Source organism: Neobacillus drentensis, from assembly GCF_036965245.1.
Classification (GTDB): domain Bacteria; phylum Bacillota; class Bacilli; order Bacillales; family Cytobacillaceae; genus Neobacillus; species Neobacillus drentensis_G.
On record NZ_JBALPG010000079.1, the window covers coordinates 20,352 to 36,082 of the forward strand.

Below are 15,731 nucleotides of genomic sequence, written 5' to 3' on the forward strand. Positions count from 1 at the left end.
AAAACTCCACTATTACACTGGAGAACAGGCACTAATTGTTGATTTTCGCTTATCTACCATTCAAAATCCTCTGGATACTCCACTAAAGACCTAATCTCTGTCATCGAACAATTATATTTTCTAGCAGCGCTGATGACAGCTTCCTTGACCTCTTGATATTCTTTGCCTTGGTCAGCAATTCTTTTTGCCATAATCGTGATGTTTTTCAAACGTTTTTCTTTATTCATGTCGATAAAATGGCAGTTGAGCTCGTCCAGATATTGGGTTGCGTAATAATTATAATAGGTATAATCACTGGTCATTAATTTCATAATTCGACTTACGGAGGTCTCCGGAATGGTTTCTTTTATACATTTCGCAATGGCAGCCTGAAACCCTCTCACTTGCGCAATGGTGGAATCCCAAATATTACGGTAATCTAGAATAGGATTGTAACTGTTCTTAACTTGCTTTTTAGCATAAAGCCTGACGAAATCATTTAGTGCCATCGTGATAAATAAGAGTTCCGGCCATAATACGTTAAAGGTGTAATAGATATTTTTATCCGTTGTGGCAACAGATAAGAATCTCATCTTATCAGCATCCAATCCGTTATCAACAAATTCTATTGCCCGATGCCCCATTAGTGCATGGCGAATGTCATAGCAAACCCCAAGAACTCTTAAACGAGCACCTTCGTAAGAAATCAACTCGTCCTCATCACCCACAATTGTATGTAGCGCTGCATAAAGTTCTTCCAAATCCATTTTGTCCCCGGAAACAGTAACTCCAGTGTAATTAAGAGTATACTTTAGTAAAATCATTACTTTCCCTCAACTCTGTCTTTTTTTTTGGTTGTATTCTTTGATGGTTGCAATATTTCATAAAACTATATCACTTAATTTGTTTGATAGTATCTAGTTTTCCCCATATCTGCATCTCCAAATTTACTCTCTATAATATTTGTACTATATACCTGTGTCTTCAGCAATGTTAAACAAAGTGCCTGTCCCCCACTACGTTAATAATTTAATATACTGGGGAGCAGGCACTATTTTTAGGATAGACACCCATTTTCAAAAAAAGCTCAATGATCCAGTCGTTATTCGCATCGGTTTGCACTGAAGCAAGGGAATCTCCATAGCTTTTATGCTCCATCGCAATTTTTATACTTTTTCCCGCTTCCACATGGCCCCTTTGCACAGGTTCTAAATTTCCATTCATGCAAATAAAATAGTTTTGATTTTTATTTTCGGTTTAGGAGGTCACAAAATGAAGATTCAACGACTTGGTCATGCCATGTTTGTTTTAAAAAGTAAGGAAGGGAAAAACTATTTAATTGACCCGTTCTTTGATTTAAATCCCGGTTTTCCTCCGGATTTAGATACTGCGGAGTTCTATCAATCTTTTGATTGCATTTTTCTAACCCATGGTCATATTGACCATACAAGTGGTCTGACGAAGGTAACTGAACACAAACCAGAGATAATGATTGTTGCGCAATATGAGTTGGCCTTGATTCTTCTCCAGCAAGGAATTAAAAATGTATTGCCAATCAATTTTGGGGGTTCCGTGACCTTTGATGATGTGAGGATTACCATGGTCCAGGCTAAACACACTTCTTCTTATGGGGAAACTCAAGGTACACCAGTTTATGCCGGGGAGTCAGCAGGATATATTTTTGACTTTAAAGATGACTATACCCTATACCATTCGGGTGATACAGCGTTAATGACCGATATGAAATTAATCCAGAATGTCTATCAGCCCGAAATCGCAATTCTTTCCTCATCTGGACATTTTACAATGGGACCAAGTGAAGCAGCATATGCGGTTAACCACTTGTTAGACGTTAAATATGTCATTCCAAGCCATACCTTCCCATCCAATGAAACGGCAGTATCCCCTGAGAAGTTGACGAAATTATTACAGGCATTCCCGGTTGTTGAATATATGATTGATAAAGATAAAGAGCTAGAAGAATTATTAAAAGGTCATCCTAAAACAACCGTCGTTACAATTGGTTATGGTGAAGAAAGAGAATTCGAGAAATAAAAAAGATCGGGATTTACCTTGATTTGGGCAAATCCCGATCTTTTTTATTTTTTCATCTTTTTTTACTTTGAACTACATCAACTGCAAAGTTGTAATGCAAGTAGCGTCATTTTCAAAAGTTGAGAGCTCTGACTCCACCTTTTTTCCGTCTTGCTCGATCTTGATCCGATACGTTTTATCTCGTGGCAGCCATAGATCGATAAATCCATTAGATTGGGATTTTACCATTTCATCTCGTATTACTTTGCCTTCCTCGTCTTCAATGTATAACTTAAACTCTTTATTTGCTAGTTCACCTTGACAACCTGTCAAGCTATGATTCGTTCAAGGATGGGTTTCATTGACATAAGGGGCAATAGAAACAAAAAATTCGTCTTTAGGCAAGGCATAGGCAGTCTCGCTCCCATCTTTGTTAGTCACAATGAGTTGTTGAGACGTAATAGAGGCATTTTGAACTTTTTTGTTACCTCCACTATAATCACTTACCAATTGCTTAATATCGCTCGTTTCCTTTTCTTTTACAGGCTTTCCTTCATCTGTACTTGTGCCGCTGCAAGCAGCTAGTACAACGGAAGCCAATAAAGAAACCACAATTAATTTTAATTTCATTTAATTGTATTCACTCCTTGTCCCTTTCTTTATACCATTTTACCTTTTTTCCTCTTTGCAAAGTACCATTTCTTACATTTGTCAAAATATCTACAGATTTTTATAGTTCTTCACAAAAACTGAACTGCTTACTTCCCATTATAAAACTAATTTTACATCTTCAGATGATTCTTTAATACTACAAGTATTAGTCGTTTCCTTAAAGGAGAAAATGGTGTGATAGCAGAATAGCTTAGAATAGTTGTATTCCTCATTTTATTAAATGGAACATCTTGGCCATTCAACTTCTGTATATATTATTAGTGATAGAAAGGAGTAAGAACTAATATGGCAACAAATAAAAAGAAAGCGGAACAAACAGGTAAGAAATCAGGTAAGCTGTCTGGTGTTGAACAAGTAGTTGAATATATGAACAATCTTGAACATCCTTTTAAAAAGGAAATAGAGGAAGTTCGAAACATCATTTTAAATACAAATAACAAAATTACAGAACAGATCAAATGGAATGCTCCGAGTTTCTGTTTTAACAATCACGATATCGTGACGTTCAATCTGCAGGGTAAAGGGTTTTTCCGGCTTGTCTTTCATTGTGGTGCCAAGGTAAAAGATAACAAAGGGAAGGGACCTTTGTTTAATGACACTACTGGATTATTGGATTGGGTTTCTGATGATCGAGCTATCGTAAAATTTTCTGATATGGATGATGTGAAGGCTAAAGAAAAAAATCTTAAAGAAGTGATAACTAAGTGGATAGAAGTGACAAGTTCACAGAATAAATGATAAAAAACAGTTATGCACATCATTTTTTGGATAGGGATTTACGGTCTCTAATTCATATTCATGATAACTATCAGGCATTGGACTTTTTTAGTCTAGATCCGTTGGCTGGAGCTCACCTATAATTTAAGAACACAACTTTTAATGGTTTATTCATAGATTGTTCATTTCAATGGTTTATGATGAAATATATGGGAGGGACATGATTTTTTCATAACCTTTCACCCCCATTTCACATATATCTTTTTATCCGGCCAAGCGCCGGATATTTTTTTACTCTCACACTCCTAGTGACTCAGAAGTGAACACCCAATTCCACACACTGTGCTTATAAATAAAAGGTGCCTGTCCCCCAGTGTGTTAAAGCTTTACGAGTCGAGGGACAGGCACCAATATTCAACAAATACATTCCTATTTAACCAAGAAATCTTTTTTCGGACGAAACTACTTAAAGGTATCAAGAGATCATGCTTTACGACTATGGCTTTGGAAAACTGCTAAAGTAACTTTTAGTCTGCCATAGCTTTTTGAACAACATGACTATCTACATACTGTTTAAACTTAATAATTTTTCCATTTTTCAACTTCCAAATGTGTGAAAAATCTGCCTGAAAAGCTTTTCCAGTTTTTTTATACGTTCCTGAATAAACTCCTTCAGCAATGATGATAGCCTTATCTTTTATTTCATGATACGTATGCACACTGGCTTTATAATCGTTCCATTCTGCTTCCAAGCGGCTAAACACATTAGCTATGATAGCATCTGCTCCGATATAGGTTCCTCCATATGGAAACCCTGCTGCTTCTGTCCATTCAACATCCTCTGCAAGTGCTTCAAGTAAGTGCTGAGCATTTTCCGAAGTTGGACCTTCATATGTGCTGCGAATAATTTCTAAATTTGTTCGTTGGCTCATTTTTTTCCTCCGGATGCATTCTCCCACTTTTTATTTCAATCATTGCTTTGTATTAATAAAATTTCACGACATCTTCAAAAGGCAAGAATGTTCTTTCACCAGGTTCTTCATTTGGTTCACCAAATGGCATTTGTGCTATTAAGGTCCATTCCGCCGGAATATTCCATGTTTTCTTCACTTCTTCATCAATGATAGGATTATAATGCTGTAAAGAAGCTCCAATGCCCTCTGCTGTTAAAGACATCCACATCGCATATTGCAGCATTGCATTTCCTTGATGTGACCAAAATGGAAATTGTTCTTTATAGGACGGTGCATTTTCTTGCATTGTCTTTACTGTTTCTTGATTTTCGAAAAATAAAATCGTACCTGCTCCATCACGAAATCCTTGCAATCTTTCAACCGTTGCTCCAAAGTTTTCCTCTGGAACACGTGGACGTAAAGTTTCTTTTACGATATCCCAGAACTTTTCATGCTCAGCGTCCATGAGCACAACAATACGACTACTTTGCATATTAAAAGATGATGGTGCATATAAAGCTGTTTTTACTACTTCATTAATTCTTTCTTTCGTAATAGTTTCATTCTTTTTTACTTTACGAATGGAACGGCGATTAACGATTGCTTCTTTTAAAGTTGTTGTAGTTGTTGACATTTTGATTCCTCCCATTATTGTTTAATTCATTACTTCCAAAAGCTGAACAATTATTTTTAAATAATACCTGCTTATAACAGTCCTTATTCATAGATCATCTAGTACTTAGCAATACCCATCCATATTACACTGCATACCATCAAGATCATTTGCTTTGTTTTTTTCCAATGCCTTATCAATGACTTGTGCTAATTTTCCTTTGCTGGCTAGCCCTTGAATCACTTCATCGCCAACTACAAAGGTTGGAACAGCCGAAATTTTTGCTTCTTCATAAGCATGTTTTAAAGCTTCTTGATGGGCTTCACGATATTTCCGTGATACTATTGCTTCCTTAAAAGCATCCTTAGAAAGTCCCACTTCACCGGCTATGTTTGTCAGCACTTCGATATCTTCAATATTTTGTTCTTCTTGAAAAAACGCGGTAAAAACTTTATGATGGTACTCATTTCCCTTCCCATGTTCTTTTGCAAACTGGTACCCCTCAAAAGCCAAATGTGTATATGGATGAGGAGAAACACGCGGTAAACGCATATCAACCCCTAGCTTCTTCGCAGCAGGCAGAATAAAGGAATCCCAAGAGCTTAATTTTGCTGGATCTTGCCATGGGTCAATTTTAGGGTATGGATTCGGACGTAATTCAAATGGCATCCATTCTACCTCTACATCCTTTTCCTTTGCGATTTCATCTAAAGGGCCTTTTCCTAAAAAACAAAATGGACATATGAAATCAGAATAAGCTTTAATTTTTACAGTCATTTAGTATCTCTCCCTTTCTTTTATTATTCTTCATAGTTGTAACTAAATTAGTTACAACAAGGAGGTAAAAAAATGTACATCTCAATACAGAGAACTGCACATGGTAAATAATTTTTGATGAAGAATTTATCCTATTTACTAATGAACTATCTACTTGTTCTATTGTAATATGGTCTAACACGCTTTCCTGCTAATTTTCAAATTTACCACCCCTCAGATGTAACTATTATAGTTACAACTAAATCAGAAGTCAACCACTTTGCCCTCTCTCCTTTTTTATTACTATGCTTTCCAATGTTCCGTATTTAAACTTCTTATATATCTCCTAATCACACAATCTCTTAATAATCAATAGATTGATTTAAAACCCCAACTCAAAATCTATATTAATAGGACAATTGATATAGATTTGCAACGCTATTTTATTTAAAATCATTTAAATTATAAAAAACTCAGGTCTCAAGCCCCTTATAAAACCCCATTTGCCACCCCAGTCTAACAGATATACAATTCTATTGATTTCAATGTTACCTATTCATTTCATATACAGCTAGAAACTACATGCCTCTTATACAGAATCGGTAATTGGTTTAGGAGGTGCCCCTTTCAACCTGTTAGCAATCTCTTAATTTACACTACTCAACAATGAATCCTACTTTAAGATATTTCTCAACATCTGTAACTTATTCATATCTACTAGGAGGATGTATGGTGAAAAAAAAGAAATTGAAAGCGTTTTTAGCTGCCTCTTTATCTACGGTTGTTCTTGCTTCGTCGTATTATAACGTAAAAGCCTATGATAAAACGACATTAGAAAAAACACTTGAAAATACTGCTGTTGTTGATAGTTTAAATGAATCTGACGAGCAAACGCTCACCCTGATCACAGGTGACGTCGTTAAGGTTAAAAAGATTGAAAGCGGTAAAAGCGTCATAAACGTGGAACCTGCCGATCCGAACGATGCAGGCGTACAAATGTATACAATTGGTGAAGATACGTATGTCATACCAAGTTCAGCTATACCTTATCTGGCTGCTGACAAACTGGACCAGGATTTGTTTAATGTAACGAAATTAATAGAGGACGGCTATGATGATAAAAGTCTCTCTTCCCTGCCAGTTATCGTAGAATACACAGAGTCCACAGCGAGCTCCGTCCAAACAGCGAGCGCTGTCCAAACAAAGAAGGCCGATCCAAAAGGAGCAAAAAAGGTTCGTGTGTTAGAAAGTATTAATGGTGCAGCTCTTGCAACATCTAAAAAAGAAGCGGATACGTTCTGGAAGGATATCACACATGAGGCTTCCCAGAAAGCCAAACCTAACTTCGACCATGACATTGAAAAAATCTGGCTTGATGGTCGTGTGGAAGCCACATTAGACCAAAGCGTACCTCAGATCGGTGCCCCAACGGCTTGGGAATCTGGTTTTACAGGTAAGGGGGTTAAGGTAGCGGTACTTGATTCAGGCATCGATCCTAATCATCCCGATCTTGTAAATCAAATAGACGAGACAAAAAGCTTTGTACCTGGAGAAACGGTTGAAGATGCTTACGGGCATGGTACACACGTTGCTTCAACGGTATTAGGGACAGGTGCTGCTTCTGATGGCAAGAACAAAGGAGTTGCTCCTGAAGCACGTTTACTCGTAGGGAAAGTATTAGATAATGATGGAGGTGGTCTTTATTCATGGATTATTGACGGTATGGAATGGGCTGCACATAACGCTAAAATTGTAAGCATGAGTTTGGGAGGCGCGCGAAGTGACGGAAGAGACCCGCTGTCTCAAGCCGTAAATAGCCTAAGTGAAGAAACAGGTGCACTATTTGTTATTGCTGCCGGTAACTCAGGTAGCGAAGGATCCATCGGTTCACCAGGAGCGGCAGATGCTGCTTTAACGATCGGTGCTGTGGATAAGGCAGACAAAATTGCTTCTTTCTCATCAAGAGGACCTCGTACTGGAGATGGGGGATTGAAACCTGACCTGTCTGCACCAGGTGCTGGGATTGTTGCTGCTCGATCTGGACTATCAAGAGGAAGCGGATCTTACGTGAGTATGAGTGGTACATCCATGGCAACCCCACATGTGGCGGGTGCTGCTGCGATCCTTTTGCAGAAGCATCCTGAGTGGAATGGCACTCAGCTAAAAGAAGCGTTGATGAATACCTCTAAAAGATTAGATTACTCGCCTTATCATATCGGTACGGGCCGATTGGATGTACCTGCAGCTCTAAACAGCACTGTTCGTGCAACGGGTTCTCTGTCGTTCGGCTTCGTTCAGTGGCCATACGATAATGCGCAGCCTGTACAAAAAACAGTCACGTATACAAACGACAGTGACTCCGCTGTCACTCTAGATCTTCAAGCAGAATTTAAGAATACAAAAGGTGCTGCTGTACCAAATGGTATGTTAACCATTTCTGAGAGCAAGATCACGGTTCCAGCTAATGGTACAAAGACAATAACAGTTTCAGTAGATCCGAAGCTTGGTAACTGGGGTCGTTATGAGGGGCACCTAACAGCAACTGATTCTGAAGGCAAGCAAGTGGCTCATACTTCAATGGGCATTGAGAAAGAAGATGAGAAGTATCCGCTAACGTTTAACGTTAAGGACCTTAATGGAAAGCCTGTTTTTTCGATTGTCGGAATCGTTAGCGAAAACATGAAACCTAAATTCATTTGGGTAAACGGAACAGAAACACTTCGTTTACCACCTGGTACGTATTCAGCCATGTCTTATCTAGAAATGGACGGTTACACCGATCATGTTAGTGTAGCATTAGTCGGTAATCCTGAATTCAAGCTAGACGGTCCTCAAACCGTGGAACTTGATGCACGAAATGCACAAGAAATTTCAGCTGAAGTGCCGAAGAAGTCAGAACCAAGCTATCAGCGCATGGAATTCTACCGTTCCCTTGGTGACAAAACAATGAACACTTTCTATGTGGTTCCTTCAAACGTCGATAAAATATATGCTGTCCCAACAGAGAAAGTTAAGACAGGAGAATTCGAATTTCTGACTCGCTGGCGTTTAATAAAACCTTCCCTTGAGATCAAGTTTAAAGAAAAAGTGTTGGATGATACACTGGAGTGGGGAAGTGGACCTCTTGATGGTAAATATAACTTATCCACGGTTTATGCAGGAAAAGGAACACCAGCTGACTATGAACATCTGGACGTAAATGGCAAAGTAGTTGTCGTCGATCGTATCACGGAAGGTAAGTTTAATGAGAATATCGCTGCGACACGTGCACAGGCAGCCACGGCACTTGCCGCGGGTGCAAAACTGATGATTATCGTAAACAATGTTGATGAGGAATTCACTCCGCTTATTGGAAATTCAATAGGATATCCAAATGACATGAACATCCCACTTCCCGTTTCTGGAATCAGTAAGAGTGAAGGCGATGAAGTGATTGCAGCAGCACGTTCCGGCAACCTGCACCTGCTTGTTGAAGGTGAAGCAAATACTCCATATGTATATGATTTGACGGATGTTCATCAAGGCCAGATTCCAGAGAATTTAAAATATGCACCATCTAACAATGAACTCGTTAAGATCGACACGAGTTACAAATCAGATCGTGAAGCACCTGGTCAAGAGGTCCGTTATGATTTTCGTCCGTATGCAAATATCTGTATAGCGAATCCAAACTTACTGCAGTTGCCTTCTGATCGAACAGAGTGGGTTTCAGCAGTGAAAGATACTCGCTGGTATCACCAGGCCAGAGTAGTAGGCAGTTCATGGCAAGTTCGCCAGCCTTATGTTACGTATGAAAAGGGACAAAGACTTCAGGAAGACTGGTTTCTCCAATAGTTCGTCCGCGTTTGGGTCAAGGCTATTGGACACCTAACCGCCAAGGGAACTATTTACAATTTAATATTCCTGCTTGGGCAGATTCAGGAAATGGCTCTACAGGTCATGCCAAAAAGGAAGAATCCGTGAAAAACGAAACACTTAAATTGTACCAAGGTGATACCCTTCTTATAGAAGGAAAAGGGCAAACTCTATCATTAAATAAACCAGTACCAGAAGAAAAAACACAATACCGACTAGTAAATGATGCGAAGCGAGACCCGAATCGCTGGAACACATCATTAAGTACACATACAGAATGGACATTCTGGTCTCAAAAAGGCGTAGAATACAAAACGTTACTCCCATTCTATTCACTGGATTATAAGGTTGAGACCGATATGAACGGTAACGCACATGCGGCACGTCCCACAACACTCGAACTATCTGTTGCAAAACTTGTAGGTGTAGCAGGTTACGGTAAGCTAGAAGGAGCGACATTAGAGGTGTCCTTTAATGAAGGTGAGTCGTGGGAGACTGTGAAACTCGAGCGTACAGCTGATAACAAGTGGGTAGCCAAGATCAACAATCCGAAGAATGCTAAGTATGTATCATTACGAGCAGCTGCTTGGGATGATCTAGGCAACAAAATTTCTCAAGATGTCATTAAGGCTTATGGCTTGAGATAAGTTTCATAGCCTATCCATCTGCAAATGATGGATAGGTTATTTTTATTGTTTTTTTAAAAGTTCTTTAATAGCTTTTTTAGCATGAACTGCATGATTTACGTAAGCCTCATTATACATTTGACCATTATTTATTAAGCAAAGTCAACCATTTTTATTTTAAATAGTGTACTATATTACTATCTTCTAACGAATTGAGAAATGCAACGTCATCAACGTTAGGTTGTACTTCTCAGTTAGACACAAAATCCCTGCTCATATTCGATTAAATAGCTCGATTGCTGAACAAGAAAAAATCCTGCATATCAACACAGGACTTTTGATCAAACTTTTTTACAACCTAACAAACTTTATTATAAACGATCAGTCTTTTTTATTATAAAGTTTAATCAAAAATCCAGTATTTAATTGCTGGATTTTTTGTTCCGCAATCGGACCAAATTATTGAATAGCTAAATCCCAAATTCTCATTTATATCATTGAGAGATAGGATTTTTACTGGGATTTTCTTAACTTGTGCAGGCGCGTTTTTCTGGCGGTACTAATAAGGGGGGAGTCTGCCTTTTTTGACGAGCTCCCCCCATTTTTAAAAATAGAAAACGGCACTCAGCTAGGTGAGTTTTTTCGCATTTTTACAATCTTCTCATTCATCAGTGTTGTATCGCCATCCTCTATTGATTAATATAATATTCCTGAATCTACCTAGGCCTCTCCTGTTACAGTACCCTTCTATTCCTGCAACTTTCACTTATCGAATGGCTGTATTTTCAGGCTTAATATTGAAAGTAAACGAAGTAGATGGCTTTGTATGAACAAGTTTGTCATTTATTTTCCATACATTTAATATGGCTTTAACTGTATACGTTCCTGCAGATACTCTCTCGCCCTCATTCGTTTTGTAATTCCACGTATCTTTCCATTGAGTTTGTTCCCCGCTATTTAACGACATAAATTGAATCGCCTGTAAAAAAAATTTCCCTTTACTAAAATAATACACCTCTTCTCCTTGTGCATTGTACACGGTATAATCATAAAATTGGCTCGTTGGAAACTCTATAAGCATTGGCTGATCGCTAGTATTTTTAAACGTAAAAGTAAATGTGGCTTGTTCCACGTCTGTGATGACATCCCCATCCCATTTCCAATCTGTCATGTCTCTAACCTCCTTAGCTAAGGTTAATTGGTTCCCGCTAACAAAAATCATCCAAAAACAAAAGATAGCCATTCTCAAAGGTGATACCCCTTCCTAATGCATAAATGTATCCCTTTAGTATTGCTTAATTACTTTATAAAAAATCCAAAAGACTCTTTAAGTTTGTACATTGTTTGTTAACAAATTCGAATCGTCAATTTAATCATTCTTTTTACATAGTAAAAATATTCCAAAACAGATGACTAAATTCTTCTTTTTTTCCTTCTTATGCAGTTCATGCTCAAAAAGCTATTAAAGAACTTTAAAAAATACAGTAAAAATAACCTATCCATCATTTGCAGATGGATAGGCTATTAAACTTACCTCAAGCCATAAGCCTTAATGACATCTTGAGAAATTTTGTTACCTAGATCATCCCAAGCAGCTGCTCGTAATGATACATATTCAGCATTCTTCGGATTGTTGATCTTGGCTACCCACTTGTTATCGGCTGTACGCTCTAGTTACACAGTCTCCCACGACTCACCTTCATTAAAAGAAACCTCTAATGTCGCTCCTTCTAGCTTACCGTAATCTGCTACACCTTCAAGTTTTGCAACAGATAGTTCGAGTGGAGTGGAAGGTGCCGCAAGTGCGTTACCGTTCATATCGGTCTCAACCTTATAATTCAGTGAATAGAATGGGAGTAAGGTTTGGCCTTTTTGAGACCAGAATGTCCATTCTGTATGCGTACTTAATGATGCTATCCAGCGATTCGGGTCTCGCTTCGCATCACTTACTAGACGGTATTGTGTTTTTTCTTCTGGGACTGGTTTATTTAAAATAGTTTGTCCTTTTCCTTCTATAAGAAGAGTATTTCCTTGGTACAATTTAAGTGTTTGAAATTTTTTACGGATTCCGCAGATGTGACCTGACCTGTAGAGCCATTTCCTGAATCTGCCCAAGCAGGAATATCAAATTGTAAATTGTTCCCTTGGCGGTTAGGTGTCCAATAGCCTTGACCCAAACGCGGACGAACTATTGGAGAAACCAGTCTTCCTGAAGTTTTTGTCCTTTTTCATAAGTAACAAAAGGCTGAACTTGCCATGGACGGGATTGTGCTGCTAATACTCTGGCTTGGTGAGACCAGAGAGTATCTTTCACTGCTGAAACCCACTCTGTTCGATCAGAAGGCAACTGCAGTGGTACAGAATTCATTAAATTAAAAGTGTCATTTTGATACGGACGTAAATCATAACGGACATCTTCACCAACTGCTTCACCATCTGATTTGTAACTCGTGTCGATCTTAACGAGTTCATTGTTAGATGGTTTATATTTTAAATTCTCTGGAATCTGGCCTTGGTGAACATCCACCAAATCATATACATATGGTGTATATGGTACACCTTCAACAAGCAGGTGCAGGTTACCGGAACGTGCTGCTGCAATCAATTTATCGCCTACAACCTTACTGATTCCAGTAACGGTAAGTGGGATGTTCGTGCCTCTTGGATTTCCTTTTTCATTTCCCATCAACGGAATGAATTCCTCTTCATTATAGTTTACGAGAATCATCAGTTTTGCACCCGCGGCAAGTGCCGTAGTGGCCTGTGCACGTGTCGCTTCCATTGTCGCAAAATAACCACCTTCGAAACGATCGACGACAACTATTTTTCCATTTGCGTCCAGACCCTCATAGTCAGCTGGTGTTCCTTTTCCTACATAAACCGTTTCTAAGTTATATTTACCATCAAGAGGTGTAGTTCCATACTCCAGTATATCATCCAACACTGTTTCTTTAAACTGGATCTCAAGTTGAGGTTTTATTAAATGCCAGCGAGTCAGAAATTCGAATTCTCCTGTCTTAACTTTCTCTGTTGGTTGTGCATATATTTTATCGGTGTCTGCAGACATAAAATACGCAGCGGTTATTTCATTGTCACCAAAGGAACGGTGGAATTGCATGCGACGATATTGTTCTTCTGTCTTCTTCGGCACTTCAGCTGTAATTTCTTTTGCATTTCGTGCATCAAGTTCCACGGTTTGAGGACCGTCTACCTTGAATTCAGGATTACCGACTACTGCATTACTACCATGATCGGTGCCAAAGTCCGATTCTATACGAGTCATGGCTGAATACGTACCAGGTGCTACACGAATTGTTTTTGTTCCCACTATCGGAAGGAATGTAGGTTCCATGTTATCGCCAACGATTGTGACTATCGCAAAAGCTTGATCTCCAATAAGGTCCGTAGCGTTTAACGTTAGCGGATACTTCTCATCTTCTTTCTCAATGCCCATTGAAGTATGAGCCACTTGCTTGCCTTCAGAATCAGTTGCTGTTAGGTGCCCCTCATAACGACCCCAGTTACCAAGCTTCGGATCTACTGAAACTGTTATTGTCTTTGTACCATTAGCTGGAACCGTGATCTTGCTCTCAGAAATGGTTAACATACCATTTGGTACAGCATCACCTTTTGTATTCTTAAATTCTGCTTGAAGATCTAGAGTGACAGCGGAGTCACTGTCGTTTGTATACGTGACTGTTTTTTCTATAGGCTGCGCTTTATCGTATGGCCACTGAATGAAGCCGAACGACAGAGAACCCGTTGCACGAACAGTGCTGTTTAGAGCTGCAGGTACATCCAATCGGCCCGTACCGATATAATAAGGCGAGAAATCTAATCTTTTAGAGGTATTCATCAACGCTTCTTTTAGCTGAGTGCCATTCCACTCAGGATGCTTCTGCAGAAGGATCGCAGCAGCACCCGCCACATGTGGGGTTGCCATGGATGTACCACTCATACTCAGGTAAGATCCGCTTCCTAGTCTTGATAGTGCAGATCGAGCAGCAACAATCCCAGTACCTGGTGCAGACAGGTCAGGTTTCAAGTCCCCATTCCCAAGACGAGGTCCTCTTGATGAGTAAGGAGCAAGGTTGTCTGCCTTATCCACAGCACCGATCGTTAAAGCAGCATCTGCAGCTCCTGGTGAACCGATGGATCCTTCTCTACCATCGTTACCGGCAGCAATAACAAATAGTGCACCTGTTTCTTCACTTAGTCTATTTACGGCTTGAGACAGCGGGTCTCTTCCGTCACTTTTCCCGCCTCCCAAACTCATGCTTACAATCTTGGCGTTGTGTGCAGCCCATTCCATACCGTCAAGAATCCATGAATCGAAACCGCGTCCTCCTTTGTCTAACACTTTACCTACAAGCAAACGTGCTTCAGGAGCAACTCCTTTGTTCTTGCCATCAGAAGCAGCACCTGTTCCTAATACCGTTGAAGCAACGTGTGTACCATGCCCGTGAAAATCATCAACCGTTTCTCCAGGTACAAAGCTTTTTGCCTCTTCTATTTGATTTACAAGATCGGGATGATTAGGATCGATGCCTGAATCAAGTACCGCTACCTTAACCCCCTTACCTGTAAAGCCAGATTCCCAAGCCGTTGGGGCACCGATCTGAGGTACGCTTTGTTCTAATGTGGCTTCCACACGACCATCAAGCCAGATCTTTTCAATGTCATGGTCAAATAATACTGAGTGAGAATTAGGCTTCTGGGAAGCCTCAGATGTGATGTCCTTCCAGAACGTCTCCGCTTCTTTTTTAGATGTTGCAAGAGCGGCACCATTAATACTTTCTAACACACGAACCTTTTTTGCTCCTTTTGGATCGGCCTTCTTTGTTTGGACGGCGCTCGCTGTGGACTCTGTGTATTCCTTCTTTGTTTGGACGGTGCTCGCTGTGGACTCTGTGTATTCTACGATAACTGGCAGGGAAGAGAGACTTTTATCATCATAGCCGTCCTCTATTAATTTCGTTACATTAAACAAATCCTGGTCCAGTTTGTCAGCAGCCAGATAAGGTATAGCTGAACTTGGTATGACATACGTATCTTCACCAATTGTATACATTTGTACGCCTGCATCGTTCGGATCGGCAGGTTCCACGTTTATGACGCTTTTACCGTTTTCAATCATTTTAACCTTAACGACGTCACCCGTAATTAAGGTAATGGTTTGTTCGTCGGAACCGCTCAAAGCGTTAACAACGGCAGCACTATTAAGTGTTTTTTCTAATGTAGTTTTATCATAGGCTTTTACGTTATAAGACGATGAAGCAAAAACAACCATGGATAAAGAGGCAGCTAAAAACGCCTTCAATTTCTTTTTTTTCACCATACATCCTCCTAGTAGATATGAATAAGTTACAAATGTTGAGAAATATCTTAAAGTAGGATTCATTGTTGAATAGTGTAAATTAAGAGATTCCTAACAGGTTAAAAGGGACACCTCCTGGACCAATTACCGTTTCTGTATCAGAGATATGTAGTTTCTAGCTGTATATGAAATGAATAGGTAACATTGAA

13 protein-coding genes are annotated in these 15,731 nt (G+C 39.4%); 4 read left to right on the forward strand and 9 right to left on the reverse strand.

The genetic code is table 11. The features are described from left to right. Positions 1 to 53: 53 nt before the first annotated feature. A complete protein-coding gene (locus tag V7150_RS16810; RefSeq protein ID WP_335520701.1) occupies positions 54 to 803 on the reverse strand; it encodes a DUF6904 family protein in 750 nt (249 codons plus the stop codon). A 323-nt stretch (positions 804 to 1,126) separates the two neighbouring features. Next, complete coding sequence (locus V7150_RS26645) at positions 1,127 to 1,207, reverse strand: SEC-C metal-binding domain-containing protein (RefSeq protein ID WP_420490304.1); 81 nt, start codon at positions 1,205 to 1,207, stop codon at positions 1,127 to 1,129. Positions 1,208 to 1,251: 44 nt separating this feature from the next. Here V7150_RS26645 and V7150_RS16820 point away from each other — a divergent pair, with 44 nt between their 5' ends. Continuing rightward, positions 1,252 to 2,034 carry a metal-dependent hydrolase gene (locus V7150_RS16820; RefSeq protein WP_335520708.1) on the forward strand — a complete coding sequence of 261 codons (783 nt, stop codon included), beginning with the start codon at positions 1,252 to 1,254 and terminating at the stop codon, positions 2,032 to 2,034. Positions 2,035 to 2,106: 72 nt separating this feature from the next. On the opposite strand, the gene V7150_RS16825 is transcribed toward V7150_RS16820, so the two are convergent. Then, on the reverse strand, positions 2,107 to 2,643 hold the full coding sequence (locus V7150_RS16825) for a CueP family metal-binding protein (RefSeq protein WP_335520712.1): 537 nt from the start codon (positions 2,641 to 2,643) through the stop codon (positions 2,107 to 2,109). A gap of 327 nt (positions 2,644 to 2,970) precedes the next feature. On the opposite strand from V7150_RS16825, the gene V7150_RS16830 reads away from it, so the two are divergent. Then, positions 2,971 to 3,423 (forward strand): DUF1801 domain-containing protein, encoded by a 453-nt coding sequence (locus V7150_RS16830; RefSeq protein WP_335520715.1) that lies wholly within the window; start codon positions 2,971 to 2,973, stop codon positions 3,421 to 3,423. A gap of 506 nt (positions 3,424 to 3,929) precedes the next feature. On the opposite strand, the gene V7150_RS16835 is transcribed toward V7150_RS16830, so the two are convergent. The 3 genes from V7150_RS16835 to V7150_RS16845 all read right to left on the reverse strand — a co-directional run bounded on the left by V7150_RS16835 (position 3,930) and on the right by V7150_RS16845 (position 5,745). Then, positions 3,930 to 4,334: a nuclear transport factor 2 family protein gene (locus V7150_RS16835; protein WP_335520718.1), complete on the reverse strand. Its 405-nt coding sequence runs from the start codon at positions 4,332 to 4,334 to the stop codon at positions 3,930 to 3,932. Positions 4,335 to 4,386: 52 nt separating this feature from the next. Continuing rightward, the gene (locus tag V7150_RS16840; RefSeq protein ID WP_335520720.1) at positions 4,387 to 4,989 is read right to left on the reverse strand and encodes a nitroreductase family protein; all 603 of its coding nucleotides are present in this window, start codon (positions 4,987 to 4,989) and stop codon (positions 4,387 to 4,389) included. A gap of 105 nt (positions 4,990 to 5,094) precedes the next feature. Next, on the reverse strand, positions 5,095 to 5,745 hold the full coding sequence (locus V7150_RS16845) for a DsbA family oxidoreductase (RefSeq protein ID WP_335520721.1): 651 nt from the start codon (positions 5,743 to 5,745) through the stop codon (positions 5,095 to 5,097). Positions 5,746 to 6,456: 711 nt separating this feature from the next. Between V7150_RS16845 and V7150_RS16850 the strand changes: the two genes are divergently transcribed. Next, positions 6,457 to 9,558: a S8 family peptidase gene (locus tag V7150_RS16850; protein WP_335520724.1), complete on the forward strand. Its 3,102-nt coding sequence runs from the start codon at positions 6,457 to 6,459 to the stop codon at positions 9,556 to 9,558. A gap of 11 nt (positions 9,559 to 9,569) precedes the next feature. Next, a complete protein-coding gene (locus V7150_RS16855; RefSeq protein ID WP_335520727.1) occupies positions 9,570 to 10,226 on the forward strand; it encodes a hypothetical protein in 657 nt (218 codons plus the stop codon). Positions 10,227 to 10,971: 745 nt separating this feature from the next. Here the strand turns inward: V7150_RS16855 and V7150_RS16860 are convergent. The 3 genes from V7150_RS16860 to V7150_RS16870 form a co-directional block, all read right to left on the reverse strand. After that, positions 10,972 to 11,376: a BsuPI-related putative proteinase inhibitor gene (locus V7150_RS16860; protein WP_335520730.1), complete on the reverse strand. Its 405-nt coding sequence runs from the start codon at positions 11,374 to 11,376 to the stop codon at positions 10,972 to 10,974. A 503-nt stretch (positions 11,377 to 11,879) separates the two neighbouring features. Further along, complete coding sequence (locus V7150_RS16865; RefSeq protein WP_335520732.1) at positions 11,880 to 12,245, reverse strand: hypothetical protein; 366 nt, start codon at positions 12,243 to 12,245, stop codon at positions 11,880 to 11,882. A gap of 148 nt (positions 12,246 to 12,393) precedes the next feature. Then, positions 12,394 to 15,540, reverse strand: a complete 3,147-nt coding sequence (locus V7150_RS16870; RefSeq protein ID WP_335520734.1) for a S8 family peptidase — start codon at positions 15,538 to 15,540, stop codon at positions 12,394 to 12,396. Positions 15,541 to 15,731: the final 191 nt, after the last annotated feature.

Excerpts from the sequence above, each read along its gene's own strand:
- V7150_RS16835 (WP_335520718.1), bottom strand. The coding sequence starts at position 4,334 with ATGAGCCAACGAACAAATTTAGAAATTATTCGCAGCACATATGAAGGT.
- V7150_RS16860 (WP_335520730.1), bottom strand. The coding sequence starts at position 11,376 with ATGACAGATTGGAAATGGGATGGGGATGTCATCACAGACGTGGAACAA.
- V7150_RS16840 (WP_335520720.1), bottom strand. The coding sequence starts at position 4,989 with ATGTCAACAACTACAACAACTTTAAAAGAAGCAATCGTTAATCGCCGT.
- V7150_RS16845 (WP_335520721.1), bottom strand. The coding sequence starts at position 5,745 with ATGACTGTAAAAATTAAAGCTTATTCTGATTTCATATGTCCATTTTGT.
- V7150_RS16830 (WP_335520715.1), top strand. The coding sequence starts at position 2,971 with ATGGCAACAAATAAAAAGAAAGCGGAACAAACAGGTAAGAAATCAGGT.
- V7150_RS16820 (WP_335520708.1), top strand. The coding sequence starts at position 1,252 with ATGAAGATTCAACGACTTGGTCATGCCATGTTTGTTTTAAAAAGTAAG.
- V7150_RS16810 (WP_335520701.1), bottom strand. The coding sequence starts at position 803 with ATGATTTTACTAAAGTATACTCTTAATTACACTGGAGTTACTGTTTCC.